General features: G+C 72.8%; 18 protein-coding genes. 7 read left to right on the forward strand and 11 right to left on the reverse strand.

Going from position 1 to position 16,690, the window contains the following annotated elements; all coding sequences use genetic code 11:
- Window positions 1–3: 3 nt before the first annotated feature.
- The 3 genes from ABZ635_RS02675 to ABZ635_RS02685 all read right to left on the reverse strand — a co-directional run bounded on the left by ABZ635_RS02675 (window position 4) and on the right by ABZ635_RS02685 (window position 1,934).
- On the reverse strand, window positions 4–171 hold the full coding sequence (locus ABZ635_RS02675; protein WP_014909697.1) for a DUF3117 domain-containing protein: 168 nt from the start codon (window positions 169–171) through the stop codon (window positions 4–6).
- A gap of 358 nt (window positions 172–529) precedes the next feature.
- Window positions 530–1,129, reverse strand: a complete 600-nt coding sequence (locus ABZ635_RS02680; protein ID WP_357757777.1) for a hypothetical protein — start codon at window positions 1,127–1,129, stop codon at window positions 530–532.
- A 175-nt stretch (window positions 1,130–1,304) separates the two neighbouring features.
- Window positions 1,305–1,934, reverse strand: coding sequence for a hypothetical protein (locus tag ABZ635_RS02685; RefSeq protein ID WP_357757780.1), 630 nt, complete (start codon window positions 1,932–1,934; stop codon window positions 1,305–1,307).
- A 62-nt stretch (window positions 1,935–1,996) separates the two neighbouring features.
- Here ABZ635_RS02685 and ABZ635_RS02690 point away from each other — a divergent pair, with 62 nt between their 5' ends.
- Complete coding sequence (locus ABZ635_RS02690) at window positions 1,997–2,416, forward strand: hypothetical protein (protein WP_357757782.1); 420 nt, start codon at window positions 1,997–1,999, stop codon at window positions 2,414–2,416.
- 96 nt (window positions 2,417–2,512) lie between these two features.
- Here the strand turns inward: ABZ635_RS02690 and ABZ635_RS02695 are convergent, their stop codons facing one another.
- From ABZ635_RS02695 to ABZ635_RS02705, 3 genes are all read right to left on the reverse strand, one after another.
- Window positions 2,513–3,289 carry a TIGR00730 family Rossman fold protein gene (locus tag ABZ635_RS02695; RefSeq protein ID WP_357757784.1) on the reverse strand — a complete coding sequence of 259 codons (777 nt, stop codon included), beginning with the start codon at window positions 3,287–3,289 and terminating at the stop codon, window positions 2,513–2,515.
- Window positions 3,290–3,438: 149 nt separating this feature from the next.
- The gene (dapE, locus tag ABZ635_RS02700; protein ID WP_357757787.1) at window positions 3,439–4,503 is read right to left on the reverse strand and encodes a succinyl-diaminopimelate desuccinylase; all 1,065 of its coding nucleotides are present in this window, start codon (window positions 4,501–4,503) and stop codon (window positions 3,439–3,441) included.
- 151 nt (window positions 4,504–4,654) lie between these two features.
- Window positions 4,655–5,491: a 2,3,4,5-tetrahydropyridine-2,6-dicarboxylate N-succinyltransferase gene (locus ABZ635_RS02705; RefSeq protein ID WP_357757789.1), complete on the reverse strand. Its 837-nt coding sequence runs from the start codon at window positions 5,489–5,491 to the stop codon at window positions 4,655–4,657.
- A 287-nt stretch (window positions 5,492–5,778) separates the two neighbouring features.
- On the opposite strand from ABZ635_RS02705, the gene ABZ635_RS02710 reads away from it, so the two are divergent.
- Window positions 5,779–6,666, forward strand: coding sequence for a hypothetical protein (locus tag ABZ635_RS02710; protein WP_357757793.1), 888 nt, complete (start codon window positions 5,779–5,781; stop codon window positions 6,664–6,666).
- Window positions 6,667–6,778: 112 nt separating this feature from the next.
- Here the strand turns inward: ABZ635_RS02710 and dapC are convergent, their stop codons facing one another.
- Both dapC and fdxA read right to left on the reverse strand, forming a co-directional pair.
- Complete coding sequence (gene dapC, locus ABZ635_RS02715) at window positions 6,779–7,888, reverse strand: succinyldiaminopimelate transaminase (protein ID WP_357757795.1); 1,110 nt, start codon at window positions 7,886–7,888, stop codon at window positions 6,779–6,781.
- 137 nt (window positions 7,889–8,025) lie between these two features.
- A complete protein-coding gene (gene fdxA, locus ABZ635_RS02720) occupies window positions 8,026–8,346 on the reverse strand; it encodes a ferredoxin (protein WP_014908468.1) in 321 nt (106 codons plus the stop codon).
- Between the two features lie 183 nt (window positions 8,347–8,529).
- Between fdxA and ABZ635_RS02725 the strand changes: the two genes are divergently transcribed.
- The 4 genes from ABZ635_RS02725 to ABZ635_RS02740 all read left to right on the forward strand — a co-directional run bounded on the left by ABZ635_RS02725 (window position 8,530) and on the right by ABZ635_RS02740 (window position 12,357).
- A complete protein-coding gene (locus ABZ635_RS02725) occupies window positions 8,530–8,769 on the forward strand; it encodes a hypothetical protein (RefSeq protein WP_357757798.1) in 240 nt (79 codons plus the stop codon).
- Between the two features lie 168 nt (window positions 8,770–8,937).
- Window positions 8,938–10,299: a hypothetical protein gene (locus ABZ635_RS02730; protein WP_357757801.1), complete on the forward strand. Its 1,362-nt coding sequence runs from the start codon at window positions 8,938–8,940 to the stop codon at window positions 10,297–10,299.
- A 136-nt stretch (window positions 10,300–10,435) separates the two neighbouring features.
- The gene (locus ABZ635_RS02735) at window positions 10,436–11,173 is read left to right on the forward strand and encodes an SDR family oxidoreductase (RefSeq protein WP_357757804.1); all 738 of its coding nucleotides are present in this window, start codon (window positions 10,436–10,438) and stop codon (window positions 11,171–11,173) included.
- Window positions 11,174–11,277: 104 nt separating this feature from the next.
- The gene (locus tag ABZ635_RS02740; RefSeq protein ID WP_357757807.1) at window positions 11,278–12,357 is read left to right on the forward strand and encodes a site-2 protease family protein; all 1,080 of its coding nucleotides are present in this window, start codon (window positions 11,278–11,280) and stop codon (window positions 12,355–12,357) included.
- Window positions 12,358–12,420: 63 nt separating this feature from the next.
- On the opposite strand, the gene ABZ635_RS02745 is transcribed toward ABZ635_RS02740, so the two are convergent.
- The 3 genes from ABZ635_RS02745 to mshB form a co-directional block, all read right to left on the reverse strand.
- Complete coding sequence (locus ABZ635_RS02745; protein ID WP_357757809.1) at window positions 12,421–12,777, reverse strand: nucleotide pyrophosphohydrolase; 357 nt, start codon at window positions 12,775–12,777, stop codon at window positions 12,421–12,423.
- A 79-nt stretch (window positions 12,778–12,856) separates the two neighbouring features.
- Window positions 12,857–13,339, reverse strand: a complete 483-nt coding sequence (locus ABZ635_RS02750; protein WP_357757812.1) for a hypothetical protein — start codon at window positions 13,337–13,339, stop codon at window positions 12,857–12,859.
- Window positions 13,340–13,408: 69 nt separating this feature from the next.
- Entirely contained in the window at window positions 13,409–14,275 is an 867-nt protein-coding gene (gene mshB / locus ABZ635_RS02755; RefSeq protein ID WP_357757815.1) for an N-acetyl-1-D-myo-inositol-2-amino-2-deoxy-alpha-D-glucopyranoside deacetylase, read from the reverse strand.
- A 137-nt stretch (window positions 14,276–14,412) separates the two neighbouring features.
- On the opposite strand from mshB, the gene ABZ635_RS02760 reads away from it, so the two are divergent.
- Complete coding sequence (locus ABZ635_RS02760) at window positions 14,413–16,602, forward strand: prolyl oligopeptidase family serine peptidase (protein WP_357757818.1); 2,190 nt, start codon at window positions 14,413–14,415, stop codon at window positions 16,600–16,602.
- Window positions 16,603–16,690: the final 88 nt, after the last annotated feature.

The following is a 16,690-nucleotide window of genomic DNA, read 5'->3' on the forward strand; positions in this document are numbered from 1 at the left end:
GGACTAACCGACGACACCCTGGAGCGCGTCCCGGAGCTCGGTCGCCTCGTCCGGCGTGAGCTCCACGACCAGACGGCCGCCGCCCTCGAGCGGGACCCGCATGATGATGCCGCGACCCTCCTTGGTGACCTCCATCGGCCCGTCGCTGGTCCTCGGCTTCATCGCCGCCATGCCATTCCCCTTTCTAGGTGTTCCTCGCAGGTGGCCGGAGCCGACCCACAGCACCGACGCCGATCCGCGGGTACGTCTCGACTCCGAAACCGTCCGCCGGTTCCGTGTGACTCGCGCCCGCGTGGCTCGGGGGTCGGGAATCACTCCTGGCCATTATCTCGGAGATTGACCCCTGGGTGTGCGCCAGGCGACAGCCCGGCGCTCTCGTGCGCGCCCACCGGCGTGGAATCTTTGGTCAGTAAGGTTATATCGGTCTTGACCGAAACCCGCGCGGTGCGCGCGTCCGTGCGGTCCCGTCACCCCGAGGAAGGGGGGCGCTCCGGGGCCGTCCCGCCCCCGCGCCTTCGCGGCGACCGGGTCAGTCCAGGATTCCCGTGGAGACCATCCGGGTCCCCTCACGGGTGACGGAGGACCACTCCGCGTTGATCCGCCCGTCCGGGCCGGGCCACAGGGTCAGTTCCGACTCGTCGACGCACCGGTCCTGCGGGTCGGCGGTCTCGGTGTAGGCGTACACCAGGCGGTCGCCGTCGCGCGCCGACAGGTCCAGGGTCCCTGAGCAGGAGAAGGTGGTCCAGGCGGTGCTGCCGCGTTGGGCCCCGTCCTCGATCCGCACCTCGGCGTCCCACTCGGCGACCGGCGTGCCGTCCGTGTCGACCTGGCTCATCCGCCCGGACCAGGCGCCCACGAACGCCTCGGGGTCGGACATGGTGGTGACGGTGTCCTCGCGGGCGCCGTCCAGGTGGGACCAGGCCGCGTAACCGCCGCCGCCGAGCAGCACCAGCGCGGCCAGGGCCACGGCGGTCCGCGCGACCTGGCGGCGGCGCCTGCCGGTGTGCCGGTTCGAGCGGGGCGGCGGCCACAGGGACATCTGGCGCACCGGGGTGGAGGGGTTCCCCGGGGCGGGGTCGTCCCCCGGGTCGCTCACGGAGCCCGCCCGGAGTTCGGGTGCTGAGTCCATCCTCGCCATCCTCACGACGATCCACCCGCTCCGGCGGAGCAGGGGGTACGCATGTACAGCGACCGAGAATAGAACACCCGAACGCACCACATCCGACCAAGAAGGACGAGGCGGATGTGATGCACGGCATAGCCGGCCCGGGCGTGCCGGGACGCCACGGGCTCCTCGGAGCGGGTCAGGGGCGGTCGTCGCCGCGCCCGCCCACCGGGGTGTCACCCGCCTCCGGAGCGGCCCCGGCGACCGACTCCGCGGCGGACTCCCACCCCGCCTCGGGGGTGGTTTCGGACAGATATTCGGGGGAGGTTTCGGCGGTCGCCACGCGGTGGTCGGCGGCACCGACCTCCGGGGCGTGATCCGGCGCGTAGTCCGACGCGCGGTGCGCCACGGGGGCCGGGACCAGCCTCACACCCTCCGCCACCTCCCCCTCCGGAGAGCCGTCGAGCTCGTCCTGGCCGGGCAGGTACGCGCCCGGACGCGGTCCCGTGCCCCGGGGCACGTAGGACGGGTCCAGCCGGGCCAGCCGCCACTCCAGGTCCTCGATCCGCTCCTCGCGTTCGCGCAGGGTCGCGGTGAGCCGCACCAGCAGTTCGTCGACCGCCCGCACGTGGTACCCCCACATCGACAGGGGGACCAGGAGACCGGCCAGGTCGCGGGAGCCCACCGGGCGCCCCTCGGGCAGGTCGAGCGGGGGGAAGTCGGCCTCGAACCGGGCGAGCTGACCGCCCTTGCCGAGCACGACGAAGACCACTCCGACGAGGACGGCGAGAGCGGCTGCGGCGACCAGGATCATGATGAAGAAAGGCACGGGACCGATCGTGCCACACCGCCGCGCTCCCCAGGGAGCGCCGGGCGTGGGAGACTCTGCGGGTGTCGAACGCACCCTTCCGAGTCCTAACGCCCCCGGAGGCGCCCGCCGCAGGGGACGCCCCCTGCGCTCCCCCCGCCGGAGACGGCGCGCCCGCGACACCGTGGACGGTCGACGCCGGTCACCGTCCGCCCGTCGCCCGGGTCGAGGAGCTGGCGGCCGAGGGCCACTCCGTCCTGGTCCGCTGCACGCCGCCGGACGGCGGGGAGCCGCGAACGGACCTGCCCACGGCACCGCCGGGCATCGCGGGCGCGGTCCCGGTCGCGGCGGCCGAGGAGGTGGCCCTGGCGAGCCTGTACGCCTGGGCGGGAGCGCGCGTGTTCGTCACCGCCCACCCCGAGCGGGTCGGGCGGGCCCTGGACATGGTCGCGTCGGTGCGCGGCGAACGTCCGCCCGCCGCCGCGCGCAGGGGCTTGGCCTGAGGCGCGCCGGGGGCCGGGGCGCGGCGGCGCGGGTTCCGGACCGCCCTCCGGTCCGGGGGGCCGGACCCACGGGACCGGTCCGGGTCCCGTTCGGGTCTAGCTGGCCGGTCCGGGCTCGTCGCGCTCGAACCGGTTCTCCAGGTGCAGGTGCGCCTGCTGCACGATGTGCACCGCCTCGTCGGGATCGTCGGTCACGTACAACAGCTCCATGTCGTGGTCCGCGATCAGGCCGTGCTTGAGCAGGCTGTCCTCCACCCAGCTCCGCATACCGCCCCAGAACTCGGTACCGATCAGCACCACCGGGAACCGGGTGATCTTCTTGGTCTGCACGAGAGTGATCGCCTCGAACAGCTCGTCGAGGGTGCCGAACCCGCCCGGCAGCACCACGAAGGCCTGCGAGTACTTCACGAACATCGTCTTGCGGACGAAGAAGTACCGGAAGGTCATCCCCATGTCGATGTAGGGGTTGAGCGACTGCTCGAAGGGGAGCTCGATGCCCAGGCCCACCGAGAGCCCGCCGCCCTGCTGGGCGCCCTTGTTGGCCGCCTCCATCATCCCGGGGCCGCCGCCGGTGATCGTCGCGTACCCGGCTTCGGCCAGCTTGGCACCCACCCGCACGCCCAGCTCGTAGAACTCGGTGCCCGGCCTGATCCGCGCCGAACCGAACACGCTCACGGCGGAAGGAAGCTCGGACAGCAGGCCGAAGCCCTCGACGAACTCCGACTGGATGCGCAGCACGCGCCAGGGGTCGGTGTGCACCCAGTCGGCGGGGCCGCGCCGGTCGAGGAGCCGTTGGTCCGTGGTGGTGTCGGGGATCGCGCGGCCGCGGTAGGTGAGCGGTCCGGCACGCCTCACGTTCTCTTCTTCCGTCATGTCGTAAAGCTATCCACCCGTGGCCGCCCCACACCCGAACGACGCGTGTCGGCCCGGTGACCGGTAGCGGACACGGAACCGCCCACCAGGGCGGAAACTCCTGGTGGGCGGTGCGCGGTGCGCGGCGTCACCCCTTCGGGCCCCCTCGGTCAGCGTCGACCGGTGAGCCAGGCCACCATGCGCTCCTCGGCCTCGCGGATCTGCGCGATGCTCGCGTACTCGTCGCGCGTGTGGGCCAGCATGGGGTCGCCGGGCCCGTAGTTCACGGCGGGCACGCCCAGCTCCGAGAAGCGGGACACGTCAGTCCAGCCCAGCTTGGCGCGCGCCCGCCCCTCCCCCACCGCGGTGACGAACGCCGCCGCCGAGGGGTCGTCCAGGCCGGGGCGGGCCGGGGCGGAGGAGTCGGTGACCGTCACCTCGAAGCCCGCGAACACCTCGCGCAGGTGCGCCTCGGCGTCGGCCGGGGACCGGTCCGGCGCGTACCGGTAGTTCACCCGCACCACGCACTCGTCCGGAATGACGTTTCCGGCCACGCCGCCCTCGACGTACACGGCGTTGAGCCCCTCGTGGAAGGTCAGACCCTCGACCTCGGGCTGGCGGGGGGTGTAGGCGCGCAGCACGTCCAGGATCGCGCCCGCCTTGTGGATGGCGTTCTCGCCCTTCCACGACCGCGCGCTGTGGGCCCGCTTGCCGTAGGCGGTGACGTCCACGCGCATGGTGCCCTGGCAGCCGCCCTCGATGACGCCGTCGGTGGGCTCCATGAGGATCGCGAAGTCCCCGGCCAGCCACTCCGGGTGGTTCCGGCTCAGGCGCAGGAGGCCGTTGCGGACCGCGTCGACCTCCTCGTTGTCGTAGAAGACGTACGTGACGTCGTGGACCGGCTCGGTGACCAGCGCGGCCAGCTTGAGCTGGACGGCCACACCCGACTTCATGTCGGTGGTGCCGCAGCCGTACAGGCGGTCGCCGTCCACGTGGGAGGGGACGTTGTCCACGATCGGGACGGTGTCGAGGTGTCCGGCGACCACGACGCGGCGGCCTCGGCCCAGGTCCGTGCGGGCCACGACGGCGTCGCCGTCCCGGGTCACGGTCAGGTGGGTCAGGGCGGACAGGGCGTTCTCGACCGCGTCGGCGAGGGCCGTCTCGTCCCCGCTCTCGGAACGGATGTCCACGAGGGCGGCGGTCAGGTCCGCCACGTCCGAGGTCAGGTCCAGCATGGTGTCGCCCCGTTTCGGTGAGGTGGGTGGGTGGTCTCGCGCATGGCCACCCTAGAACAACGGCGGGGCGCCCTCCCGGACGGGAGGACGCCCCGCCCGCGTCGGTGCGCGGGCGCGCGCGCCGTCGCCGGTGCGCGCTCGGGTACGGAGCCTAGGCGTTGACGCCGTGCTCGCGCAGGAGGTCGTTCAGGGCGAGCTTGTCGTGCTCCTGCCCCTCCTCCAGACGCTTGAGCACCAGCAGGACGGGCATGCCGAAGTCGCCGCCGGGGAAGCTCTTGGTGCGGTTGGCGGTCACGCACACCGACCACGCCGGGGCCTCGCCGCGTGCCAGTTCCTCGCCCGTCTCGGCGTCGAAGACGCGCGTGGACGAGGTGAGGATGGTGCCGGCGCCGAGCTTGGCGCCCTTGCGCACGCGGGCGCCCTCGACGACCATGCTGCGCGAGCCCAGGAAGGCGTCGTCCTCGATGATCACCGGGGAGGCCTGCGGGGGCTCCAGGACACCGCCGACACCCACGCCGCCGGACAGGTGGACGTTCTCGCCGATCTGCGCGCAGGAGCCGACCGTGGCCCAGGTGTCGACCATGGTGCCGGAACCGACGTAGGCGCCGATGTTGGTGAAGGACGGCATGAGCACGACGCCCGGGGCCAGGAACGAGCCCCAGCGGGCGATGGCGCCCGCGACGACGCGGACCCCGTCGAAACGGGTCTTCAGCGGCATGCGGTCGTGGTGGTAGAAGTCGCCGACGTGCGACTCCTTCATGTCCAGGACCTTGAAGCCGAGGAGGATGGAGCGCTTGGCGCGCTCGTCGACCACCACGTCGTCGGTGGCCGGGTCGACGAAGGCCACGCGGGCCTTGCCCTCGTCGATCTGGTCGATGGCGCCGGTGATGACGGCGCGCGCCTCGGAGTGGTCGGGGGTCAGTTCGGAGCGCCGCTCCCAGAGTTCGTCGATCTGGTCGGGCAGCGGGCTGGTGTACGAGCTGGTCATGTGAACCCACGTTAGCCGCTCGCCCGGGGTGGGTCGTCTGCGCCCCGCCCGCTCCGCGTGAGCCGTTGGCCACTCGCTGCCGACCACGCGCAGCGGCCCCGAACAGCCCTGGAACACACGCCCCGGGCGGCGTTCCCAGGAGTGATCGCGGCGCAGACTACACTTTCGCCGAGGCCCGTCCGGGGACCGCCTCCGCAAGGGGCCCGGCGCGCCCAGCACACCGCCTCGGACCTCCCCTCGAGTCCGCGACCGGTGCGCTCCACCCGTCGCCGACCCTTGGTTCGCCCGTGCCCAGTAAACGCAGGACGTTCTCCGCGTTCGCCAAGATCCTCCTCATCCTCACCTTCGTCTGCGGACTGTTCGTGGCCGGGGGCTACTACGTGATGACCACGTTCGAGCCGCTGGACACACGCGAGCGGCCCGACCCGGGCTGCCGCCTCCAGCTGGCCGAGGGCCGCTACGACATGGAGATCACCCAGGCGGCGAACGCGGCCACCGTGGGCGGTGTCGCCTTCAGCCGCGATCTGCCCGAGGAGGCGGTGACGGTGGCGTTCGCGACGGTGTGGCAGGAGTCCACGTTCTACAACGTGGAGTACGGCGACCGCGACTCCCTCGGCCTGTTCCAGCAGCGCCCCTCGCAGGAGTGGGGTGAGCCGGAGGAGATCCTGGACCCCGTCTACTCCAGCCGTTCGTTCTACGACGAGCTGGTGGAGGTCGGAGGGTGGGAGGACCTGCCCGTCTACGAGGCCGCTCAGAGCGTCCAGCGCAGCGCCCACGGATTCGCCTACGACCAGCACGAGGACCTGTCCGCCGACATGGCCGAGGCCTTCGGCGGTCGCGGCGGGGGCATGGTGACCTGCTGGTTCGACGAGGAGACCGTGGAGGCGTTGCGTACCGGGGAGGCCGACGTCGCCGGGGCCCAGGAGGAGATGGCCCGGGTCTTTGGCACCGACCCGGCCGAGCTGCCCGTCCCCGAGGGGGACCAACCCCGGACCGGCGACCTCGGCTGGGCGATGGCCCAGTGGGCGGTCGTGCACGCCGAGGAGTACGGGATCACGTCGGTGACGTACGGGGACCAGCGGTGGCGCGCCTCGGACGGGATGGACGGGGCCCAGGCGTGGACCGAGATCGCGGACCGCGACCAGGACACCGGCGGCCGCGTCGTCCTGAGGTAGGTCGCGGCCCGGGCGTGCTCGTCCGGGACGCGTCACGGCGGGGGAGCGCGCCCCTCGGGGACGCGCTCGCCCACACCAGGGGGTGCGGCCGACCGGCCGCCCCCCTCTTCCGTCACTCGGCCAGGCGGGCGACCGCGGCGCCGACCCGTTCGTCGGTGGCGGTGAAGGCCACCCGGACGTGGCGCTCGCCGGTCGGACCGTAGAAGGCTCCGGGAGCCACCAGCACACCGCGCTCGGCCAGCGCCGCGACCGCGCCCCACGCGTCGTGGTCGGGGTGGCTGGCCCACAGGTACAGACCCGCGTCGGAGTGCTCCACGCTCCAGCCCGCGCCCTCGAACGCCGCGCGCAGCCGCGTGCGGCGGGCCCGGTAGCGCTCCTTCTGCTCGGCGGCGTGGGCGTCGTCGTCCAACGCCGCCCGCATGGCCGCCTGCACGGGAGCGGGGACGATCATGCCCGCGTGCTTGCGCACCGCGAGCAGCTCGGCCACCAGGTCGGGGTCGCCCGCGACGAAGGCGCCCCGGTACCCGGCCAGGTTCGAGCGCTTGGACAGCGAGTGCACCGCGAGCAGGTTCGCGTGGGAGCCGCCGCACACGTCCGGGTGCAGGATCGAGACGGGCTCGGCGTCATCCCAGCCCAGGTCCAGGTAGCACTCGTCGGACGCCACGATCGTGTCGCGCTCGCGCGCCCACTCGACCACCTTGCGCAGGTGGTCCCTGCCGAGAACCCGGCCGGTGGGGTTGGCGGGCGAGTTGACCCACAGGAGCTTGACGTCGGCCGGGCCGAGAGCGGTGAGGCTGTCCGAGGCGACCGGGGTGGCGCCCGCGACGCGCGCGCCCGCGTCGTAGGTCGGGTACGCCAGCTCGGGGTGGACGACGGTGTCGCCGGGGCCCAGACCCAACAGGGTCGGCAGCCAAGCCACCAGTTCCTTGGAGCCGACCGTGGGCAGCACCGCTCCGTCCGCGACCCGCACGTCGTGGCGGCGCTCCAACCAGTCCTGGATGGACGCGCGCAGTTCGGGCGTGCCCCAGGTCAGCGGATAGCCGGGCGAGTCGGAGGCGTCGGCCAGAGCCGCGCGCAGGTTCGGGGGCACCGGGTCGACGGGGGTACCGACCGACAGGTCGACGATCCCGTCCGGATGGGCGGCGGCCGTTCTCTTGTAGGGCGCCAGTCGGTCCCACGGGAAGGTCGGAAGCCGATCGGTCACCGGTCGACGTTCACCCATCGGTGCACTCTCCATTCGGTTCTCGGGCCGTTCAGGTCTGGGGAGGCCCCACACGACAGCGTCGCGCCGACCCCGAGGGGTCGGCGCGACGCGTCACTTCTGCCACGCGACCTCTGCGCCAAGGGGTCGCGCGAGGCTCACTCGGCCTGCGGGGGCAGCTTGGCGACGATCGGGTGGTCGCGGTCGATCTTGCCGACCTTGGAGGCGCCGCCCGGGGAGCCCAGGTCGTCGAAGAAGTCGACGTTGGCCTTGTAGAACTCGGACCACTGCTCGGGCAGGTCGTCCTCGTAGTAGATGGCCTCCACCGGGCAGACCGGCTCGCACGCACCGCAGTCCACACACTCGTCCGGATGGATGTAGAGCATGCGGTCACCCTCGTAGATGCAGTCCACGGGGCACTCGTCAATGCACGCCTTGTCCAGCACATCAACACAGGGCTGCGCGATGACGTAGGTCACGTCGTACTCCTTGTCTCACCCCCGCTGACCCGCGGGGAGGCGGGGACCTTCAGGGCTCTCCGGCGCCGGGTCCGACGTGCGGGCGTCGGGTGCGGTCCGGGCTCTGTAAAGCGATTGGCACAGATGTCGTACTCCTAGTATGGCGTCGGAGAACACCCATCGCACACTCGGGGGGCGGAAACCATGCACCTGGGCGGACGACTCGTCCACCGGATCACGCCGCGGGACCTCGGCTCGCGGGTCTCCGTGCGAATCACCCGCGCGGAGGGAGGCTTCACCGATATCGTCGGTGTCGTGGAGTCCTGGGCCGAGGGCGTGCTCACGCTGCGCAGGAGGGACGGCTCGACGGTAGACGTCGCGGAGGCCGACGTCGTCGCGAGCCGCGTCGTCCCGCCGGTACCCCCGCGCCGCCCCCGGCAGTAGCGGCCCGGAAGCCCACAAGCTGGAATTCTTCGGCCTTTCCGGGGTAGGACAGCCACGACCCGAGGCGGTGGCCCCCACCGGGCCCTCGGCGGACAACGAAGCACCGTACCCGGCCGTCCCACCCCCGGACGGTCCGGGCACGAGGTACGCGGGGAGGTGGTGCCCATCATGAGGGAGGCAGTCGCGTCCGCGCTCGCCGAGCTGGCCCGGCGGGACGAACGGGCGGCCGACCTGGCACGACTGGCTCTGGACACGCTCGCCCCCGACCAGGACATCCAACGGCTCAACCAGCACACCGTGCAGCGCTTCTGCTGGTACGAGCTGCCCGTGCGCTTCCAGGACTCCTCCGACGACCGGCTGTTCGCGGTGCGCTCCCTGGGCCACCTCTTCCAGCTCCTGAAGCTGAACCGGTACGCGGACGTGTGCCGGGCCTCGGAGACCGCCACCCTCCTGACCCTGTACGACGCCGACCACACCGCGGGCCTGGCCATGTACGAGCGGCTCATGTGGGAGTCCGGTGTGGAACCGCCGGACCTGCCCGAACTCACCTGGGGCACCGCCGTGGGCGACGTGGAGCTGCACTCGCGCCGGGAGACCGCCGCCGCCCTCGAACTGGCCATCACCCTGGGCGACATCTGCCCCGGCAAGAGCGGCTGGCGGCCCGCCCAGGAACGGTTCGCCCGCTCCTTCCTGACCCAGCCCGACCACCGGGGCCTCAGCCACCTGGACCGGATTCGCGAGGAGCGGGTCCGCGCCTGGATCTCCTCGTCGGCCCACCCGCACCGGCAGCGGCTGTGGCCGCTGGTGGGACAGATCATCGCGGGGGCGGACGTGCCGCGCGGGTCGACCGCGGCGATGGCACCGCTGCAACGGATGCTGGACCTGGCAGCGGACGGGATCGCCCTCACCCAGATCGGGTACATCTCGCCCGGCGTGGTGCGCCAGCTGTGCGAGGACTTCGGCTGGACCACCACCCCGGAGCCGCCCCGCAGCGAGACCGACGCGACCCAGATCATCGCCCTGCACCAGGTACTGCGCACGATGCGCGCCGTGCGCCGATCGGGGCGTCGGCTCGAACTCACCCGCCGCGGCCAACAGCTGCGCGAGGACCCCGAGGCGCTGTGGCAGGCCGCCACGGAGACGATGTGCCGCACCGGCGGCATCCAGCAGGCCGCCGCCGAGACCCTCCTGGGCCAACTGCTGGCCCGATCCCCACAGGGGTTGGGGTCGCACGCCCGGCCCGGCACCTCCGACGCGGAGGAGGCCGAACGCACGCTGACCGAGTCCGGGTGGCGGCCCGTTGACCCCCCGGTGGCGGCCGGTCGGCACGCCGCCGCGCACCGGCGCACCGCCGAGACCGGCTCCGACCGGGTCCGGGCCATGGTGATGGCGGTCGGGTGGCTGCTGGAAGCACTCGGGCTGGTCACCGGCGACGACCACGACGGCCGCCGGGAGCTCACCCGGGCCGGTCGGGCGTTCGCGGTGGCGTCGCTGCACAAGTCGGCGGTCGCGCCCCGCGCGGTCGTCTGAGGCCCGGCGACTCCCGGGTCCCTCGGGCCGGTCGGGGTCGGCCGCCCCGGCGGAGGCGGCTCCCGAACCCAGTGGCATACTTCCCTCGGTCAGCGGCCCGAACAGGGACGGGGGCGTCGAACCGGGGAGGGACCGCATGTCACGTCAGGTCACCGTCGTCACCGGCGGCAGCCGCGGCATCGGCGCCGCCACGTGTGTCCGACTGGCCCGGGACGGCCACGACGTGGTGCTCGGGTACGCGAGTGACACGGCCTCGGCCCAGCGGGTCGCCGACGACGTGCGCGCCGCCGGGGGCCGGTGCGCTACCGTGCGCGCCGACACCTCCGACGAGGCGGGCGTGGAGCGGATCTTCGACACCGCCCTGACCGAGTTCGGCACGGTGGACGGGCTGGTGAACAACGCCGGGGTCACCGGCCCCCTGGGGGCCTTCGCGGACGTCAGCACGCGGGACCTGCGCCGCGTGGTCGACGTGAACCTGCTGGGCTACCTGCTGTGCTGCCGACGCGCCGTACGGGAGATGAGCGCGAGCGGCGGCGCGATCGTCAACGTCTCCTCGGCGGCCGCGACCCTGGGCAGCCCCGGCGAGTACGTGCACTACGCCGCGACCAAGGCCGCCGTCGACACGCTCACCGTGGGGCTGGCCAAGGAACTCGGGCCGGTCGGGGTACGGGTCAACGCGGTCTCTCCCGGCATCACCGACACCGACATGCACGCCGCGATGGGCGATCCCGACCGCCCCGTCCGAGCGGCGTCGCGCATCCCGCTGGGCCGTGCGGCGCGCCCGGAGGAGATCTCCGGGGCGATCTCCTGGCTCCTCTCGGCCGACGCCTCGTACACGACCGGTACCGTCCTCCGGGTCGCCGGCGGCATGTAACGCGAGGTCGGAACGGGCGCCGGGCCCGCACGGCACCCGCTGCGGACGGGTGCCGACCAGGGCCTAATCTGGAGCGCGAACCACTCGCGACCAGCAGGAGCACCATGCCCACGCCCGAGCCGCCGCAGACACAGGCGGATTCCGACGCCGTGACCGTCCCCGACAGCGGGGCGGAACCCGGCGAGCAGGCGCGCGCCGCCGACCCGTGGGCGCAGATGCCCGACGACGCACTGAACACCTCGAGTGTCGGCGCCGACCGGGCTCCCCGCGACGCCGAGGGCGAGACGGAGGGCTCCGAGGACGAGGCGGAGGGCGCCGGGGGCCGGGCTTCCGAAGACGCCGCCGCTGGGGTCGACGCGGAAGCCGACCGCACCGCGACGGCGCGGGCCGAGAGCTGGGCGGACTTCCTGCCCAGCCCGGTGTTCCTGCTCCTGCTCGGCCTGGCCGGATTCGCCGGGTGGCTGTCCTGGACCCACGCCGAGCTGGACTGGGCCGCCGAGGGCACCTCGGTCACCCCGCTCATCCCGCCGCTGCTGATCCTCTTCGGGTGGATCGTCTCGACCGCCGTGCACGAGTTCGCGCACGCGCTGGCCGCCTACCTCGCCGGTGACCGCTCCCTGCGCGGCAGCGCCTACCTCAGGCTGAACCCCTTCGCGTACCAGCAGGCCTTCGGCGGTCTGGTCCTGCCGGCCGTCTACCTGGGGCTGGGCGGGTTCGGACTGAACGGACCGCCCGCCTACGTGGACTGGGACCGCGTGCCGACCCGGGGGCGGCGGGTCGTGGTGGCACTCGCGGGACCGGTGGCCAGCCTGCTGCTGTCCGCCGTACTGGCCCTCACCGTGTCCCTGCTCGTCCCGGTCGGCCAGGACACCACCAACTGGGCGATCTCCTCACTGGCCTTCCTCGCGATGGCCAACCTCACCAGCGCCCTGGTGAACCTGCTACCGATCCCCGGCCTGGACGGCTACCACGTACTGGCCGCCTTCCGGGGCGCCCGGTGGACGGAGTTCGTCCGGGTCAACGGCCTGTTCTGCTCGATCGCGGTGTTCGCCCTGCTGTGGCTGCCGGTGGTCCGGGACCTGTTCGAGAAGTCGGTCTACGCGCTCTTCGACCTGCTCCTGCCCAACCCGACCATCCCCGGGATGATGTTCCACGGCAAGCTTCTGCTCCAGTTCTGGGCCTAGCCCGGCACCCGGCCCGGGCCTACGGGTGACCGGGCGGCCGGTGCGCCTCGCGGCCGCCCGTGTCTATCGATCCAGGTCGGTGTACTTGGCCGCCGTGCCGTAGGCCCGGTCGACGGGGTACCTGGTCGTGTTGAGGTCGACCTTGTCCCTCAGCGCCTGTTCGAGGTCCACCTCCAGGACGTCCGCCAGGCGCAGCAGGTAGGAGAACACGTCGGCCATCTCCTGGCGGACGGCCTCGGCCTTGGCGGGGTCCTCCATGACGGCCCGGGACTGCTCGGGGGTGAGCCACTGGAACTCGGCGGTGAGCTCACCCGCCTCGCCCGCCAGGGCCATGGCGAGGTTCTTGGGGGTGTGGAACTGTTCCCAGTCCCGCTCTCGGGCGAAGTCGGCCAGAGCGAGCTGAAGCGAGGAGATGGACATGTCCGAGGGATATCACGTCCGAGGGTGAACGGACCTCCACGACCGGACCGTCAGCGTCCCGGTGCCCGTAGGGGCACCCCTACCCGGTGACGGCGGGGACGCCACGCGGCGGCAGGACCATGCTGCGCATCACCCCTACCGCCAGGGCGATCATCGACCCGAACAGGAAGACGTAGTTGACCAGCTTGGTGGTGAACACGATGTTCCCGCCGGTCACGTAGCCGATCATCACCATCATGACCGCGACGTAGCCGATCGCGAAACCCACGGCGCCGGACATGCGGCGGCTCCCCCAGCCCGCCAGACGGCACAGCGCGTACAGCGCCACGAGGAAGACGACCACCGCCGTGACCCCCGCGCCCTGCTGGACGGGGCCCAGGTCCCAGAAGTGGGACACCCACCCCATGCCGAAGCCGGACAGCACCCCCACGGCCAGGCCCGCGACGAGCAGGAGCGCGAAGGACAGCACGGTCAGCGCCGACGACACGAACGGGTGCGGGCGGCGCTCCGGCGCGGGGGCCGGGGCCGCGCCGGGGTTCTCGGGAGTCTCAGGAGTGGTCACGGAAGTCGAGGGTAGGCGCTCCCGGGCCGACCGGGGCCCACTCCGGTCGGATCGACCGCCGCCCCGCCCTCACAGCCCGGCGAACAGGTCCGTCTCGAAACCGTCCGCGCCCGCCCTGGGCGGCGGACCCATCAGCAGGGTGAAGTACTCGACGGCGTCGATCTCCTGCGCGATGTCGTTGGAGAGCGCGAACCGCTCGCCGTCCACGGTGATCTGGGTGGCGTGCGCGCGCATCGCCAGCGCCTTGGCCGCCCAGTGGTCGGAGGCGTCGATCCGCGTGGTGACGATCGCGTCCGGGGTACCGCGGGCGATGTCGGAGACCCGCGCGGGCGGGGTGAAGGGCCCCGGCTCCTCGTTGAGCCGCGCGATGGACGCCTCGATCCTCGACACCGGCTGGGCGATCGCGTAGAGCTTGGCGACCTGCCACGGCGAGCCCGGCATGGCCCGCTCGTTGGCCTTGGCACAGGCCCTCCGGGTGACCCGGTGGGCCTGGACGTGGTCCGGGTGACCGTAGCCGCCGTGCTCGTCGTAACTGACCAGCACGTGCGGGCGGACCTCGCGGATGACCTCGGCAAGGCGGCGCGCGGCCTCCTCGACGTCGGCGCCCCAGAAGGCCCTCGGGTGCTCGTTGGTGGGGCCGCCCATCATCCCGGAGTCCCGGTAGTGGCCGGGGCCGCCGAGGAAGCGGTGGTCGCGCACGCCCAGGGCCACACAGGCCCTGTCGAGCTCGCCGACCCGGTACTCACCGAGGGTGTCCTCGCGGTCGGAGGTCAGACGGGCCAGGTCCTCGGGGATGACCTCGCCCTCCTCGCCCAGTGTGCAAGTCACCAGGGTGACCCCGGCGCCCTCCGCCGCGTACTTCGCCAGGGTGGCACCGGTGACGATGCTCTCGTCGTCCGGGTGCGCGTGCACCATCATCAGTCGCCTGTCCATCACGGAGCGAACGATACCGGGCGGATCAGTGCTTCCCGACCCAAACTCCACGGTCGGAGCACCGGTACGGGCTCCGGGGCCTCGGTCCGGGGGCGCGGGCCGCAGGGCGGGCGGCACGTGGAATGGGACACAATCGGCGTATGAGCTTTCCTCGCCAACAGGCCAGAACCCAGCGCTTCACCATCGGAGTCCCGCGCGCGTTCCAGATCTCCCCGGACGGCGAACGCGTCACCTTCCTGCGCGGGCGCGACGGCACCGACCGGGCGACCTGCCTGTGGTCGTACACCGTGGAGACCGGTGCCGAGTCGGTGCTCGCCGACCCCCGCGAGCTCGGCGCCGACGACGAGAACCTGCCCCCCGAGGAGCGGGCCCGCCGTGAGCGGATGCGCGAACACGGCGGCGGCATCGTCTCGTACAGCGTGGACGACGCGTACACGCGGGCGGTGTTCACTCTGTCCGGGCGGGTGTTCTACGTCGACCTCGTCGGGGACGACACCTCCCCGCGCGAACTCCCCGTGGCCAGCCCCGCCGTCGACCCCCGGATCTCCCCCGCGGGCGACCGGGTGGCCTACGTGCACCGAGGCGCGGTCCGCGTGGTCGACATCGCCGACGACGGCGACACGGACCGCGACCGCGTGCTCGTGGAGCCGGACGGCGAGAACGTCACGTGGGGCCTGGCCGACCTGGTCTCGGCCGAGGAGATGCACCGGACGCGCGGCTTCTGGTGGTCGCCGGACGGGCGCTCGCTGGCGGTCAGCCGCGTGGACGAGTCCGAGGTGAACCGCTGGTTCGTCGGCGACCCCAACCACCCGGGTCGGGAGCCGCAGCCGCTGCGTTACCCGGCGGCCGGGACCGCCAACCCCGACGTGCGGCTGGCGGTACTCCCGGTGCCGTCCGCGAGCGCCTACCGACGCGACGGGCGCCCCGTGCCCGCCCCGATCGAGTGGGACCGCGAGACCCTGCCGTACCTGCCCACCGTGGGGTGGACGACCGGCCCGGACGGCAACCCCGTGCTGGTGTTCACCGCGCAGAGCCGCGACCAGCGCACCCTCACCCTGTTCAGCTCCGACCCCGCCACCGGGCTCGTTTCCGAGGTGCGCACCGAGAGCGACGACGTGTGGGTCGAGATCATGCCGGGCGTGCCCGCGTTCACCTCCTCCGGTGAGCTGGTGTGGATCGGCCGTGACGGCACACGGGGCGAACGCCGGGTGTTCGTGGGCGATCGGACGGTCAGCGCCGAGGGCGTGTACGTGCGCGGCGTGGTGGACGTGGATGGCGACCGGGTGCTGTTCAGCGGCTCACCCGCCGGGCGGCCCGGGGACGTGTCGCTGTGGCTGGCCGACACCCGGCTGGGCACCTGCGTCCCGCTGGAACTGCCCGGTGGTGACGACGACGGTCACGGCGGCGTCCGCTCCGGCCAGCTGCGCGGCGACACCCTCGTGGCACAGCACCGTTCGATGGACTTCACCGGGGTGCGGACCCTGGTGGTGCGGGACGCCGCGCGCGAGACGCGCCGCACGCACGGGGAGATCGAGAGCCTGGCGCAGACCCCCGACCTGCCGGACGTACGGGTCACCACCTGGAGGTCCGGGGAGCACGGCGTGCCCACCGCGCTGATCCTGCCGTCCTGGTACCGGGAGGGCGGGGACCCGCTGCCGGTACTGGTCGCCCCGTACGGCGGCCCGCACGCACAGCGGGTCCTCAACGCGCGCGGCGCGCACCTGGCCTCCCAGTGGTTCGCCGAGCAGGGGTTCGCGGTGCTCGTCGCGGACGGGCGCGGCACACCCGGTATCGGGATGGACTACGAGCAGGCGGTCCACCACGACCTCGCCGTCCCCGTCCTGGAGGACCAGGTGGCGGCGCTGGAGGACGCGGCGGAGCGGTTCGACTGCCTGGACCTGACCCGGGTGGGCATCCACGGTTGGTCGTTCGGCGGGTACCTGGCGGCGCTGGCCGTGCTGCGCCGCCCGGACGTGTTCCACGCGGCGGTGGCGGGCGCCCCGGTGATCGACTGGTCCCTGTACGACACGCACTACACCGAGCGCTACCTGGGCACACCCCAGGACCAGGCGGAGGTGTACGCGCGGTCGTCGCTGATGGCCGACGCCGCCAAGCTGGAGCGGCCGCTGATGTTCGTGCACGGCCTGATCGACGACAACGTGGTGTTCGCGCACTCACAGCGGATGTCGGAGGCGCTGCTCGCCGCCGGCCGACCGCACACGGTGCTGCCGCTGTCGGGCGTGACCCACAGCCCGGCGGACCCGGTGACGGCGGAGAACCTGCTGCTGTTGCAGGTGGACTTCCTGAAGGAGAACCTGCGGGGCTCGTAGGCACGGATAGGCGCGGGTAGGGCGGGTCGGGAGGGTCGCCGGACCCGGTGCGCGGCCCGGTTCCGGCTCCCTCCTGCGGGGAGGTCGG

Source organism: Nocardiopsis sp. NPDC007018 (genome assembly GCF_040635075.1).
GTDB lineage: Bacteria > Actinomycetota > Actinomycetes > Streptosporangiales > Streptosporangiaceae > Nocardiopsis.

What these genes read in the sequence shown, in the direction of transcription:
- ABZ635_RS02760 (WP_357757818.1), top strand. Translation starts at nt 14,413, where the DNA reads ATGAGCTTTCCTCGCCAACAGGCCAGAACCCAGCGCTTCACCATCGGA.
- ABZ635_RS02745 (WP_357757809.1), bottom strand. Translation starts at nt 12,777, where the DNA reads ATGTCCATCTCCTCGCTTCAGCTCGCTCTGGCCGACTTCGCCCGAGAG.
- ABZ635_RS02695 (WP_357757784.1), bottom strand. Translation starts at nt 3,289, where the DNA reads ATGACGGAAGAAGAGAACGTGAGGCGTGCCGGACCGCTCACCTACCGC.
- ABZ635_RS02735 (WP_357757804.1), top strand. Translation starts at nt 10,436, where the DNA reads ATGTCACGTCAGGTCACCGTCGTCACCGGCGGCAGCCGCGGCATCGGC.
- ABZ635_RS02680 (WP_357757777.1), bottom strand. Translation starts at nt 1,129, where the DNA reads ATGGACTCAGCACCCGAACTCCGGGCGGGCTCCGTGAGCGACCCGGGG.
- dapC (WP_357757795.1), bottom strand. Translation starts at nt 7,888, where the DNA reads ATGGGTGAACGTCGACCGGTGACCGATCGGCTTCCGACCTTCCCGTGG.
- ABZ635_RS02675 (WP_014909697.1), bottom strand. Translation starts at nt 171, where the DNA reads ATGGCGGCGATGAAGCCGAGGACCAGCGACGGGCCGATGGAGGTCACC.
- ABZ635_RS02705 (WP_357757789.1), bottom strand. Translation starts at nt 5,491, where the DNA reads ATGACCAGCTCGTACACCAGCCCGCTGCCCGACCAGATCGACGAACTC.
- ABZ635_RS02730 (WP_357757801.1), top strand. Translation starts at nt 8,938, where the DNA reads ATGAGGGAGGCAGTCGCGTCCGCGCTCGCCGAGCTGGCCCGGCGGGAC.
- ABZ635_RS02740 (WP_357757807.1), top strand. Translation starts at nt 11,278, where the DNA reads ATGCCCACGCCCGAGCCGCCGCAGACACAGGCGGATTCCGACGCCGTG.
- dapE (WP_357757787.1), bottom strand. Translation starts at nt 4,503, where the DNA reads ATGCTGGACCTGACCTCGGACGTGGCGGACCTGACCGCCGCCCTCGTG.
- ABZ635_RS02725 (WP_357757798.1), top strand. Translation starts at nt 8,530, where the DNA reads ATGCACCTGGGCGGACGACTCGTCCACCGGATCACGCCGCGGGACCTC.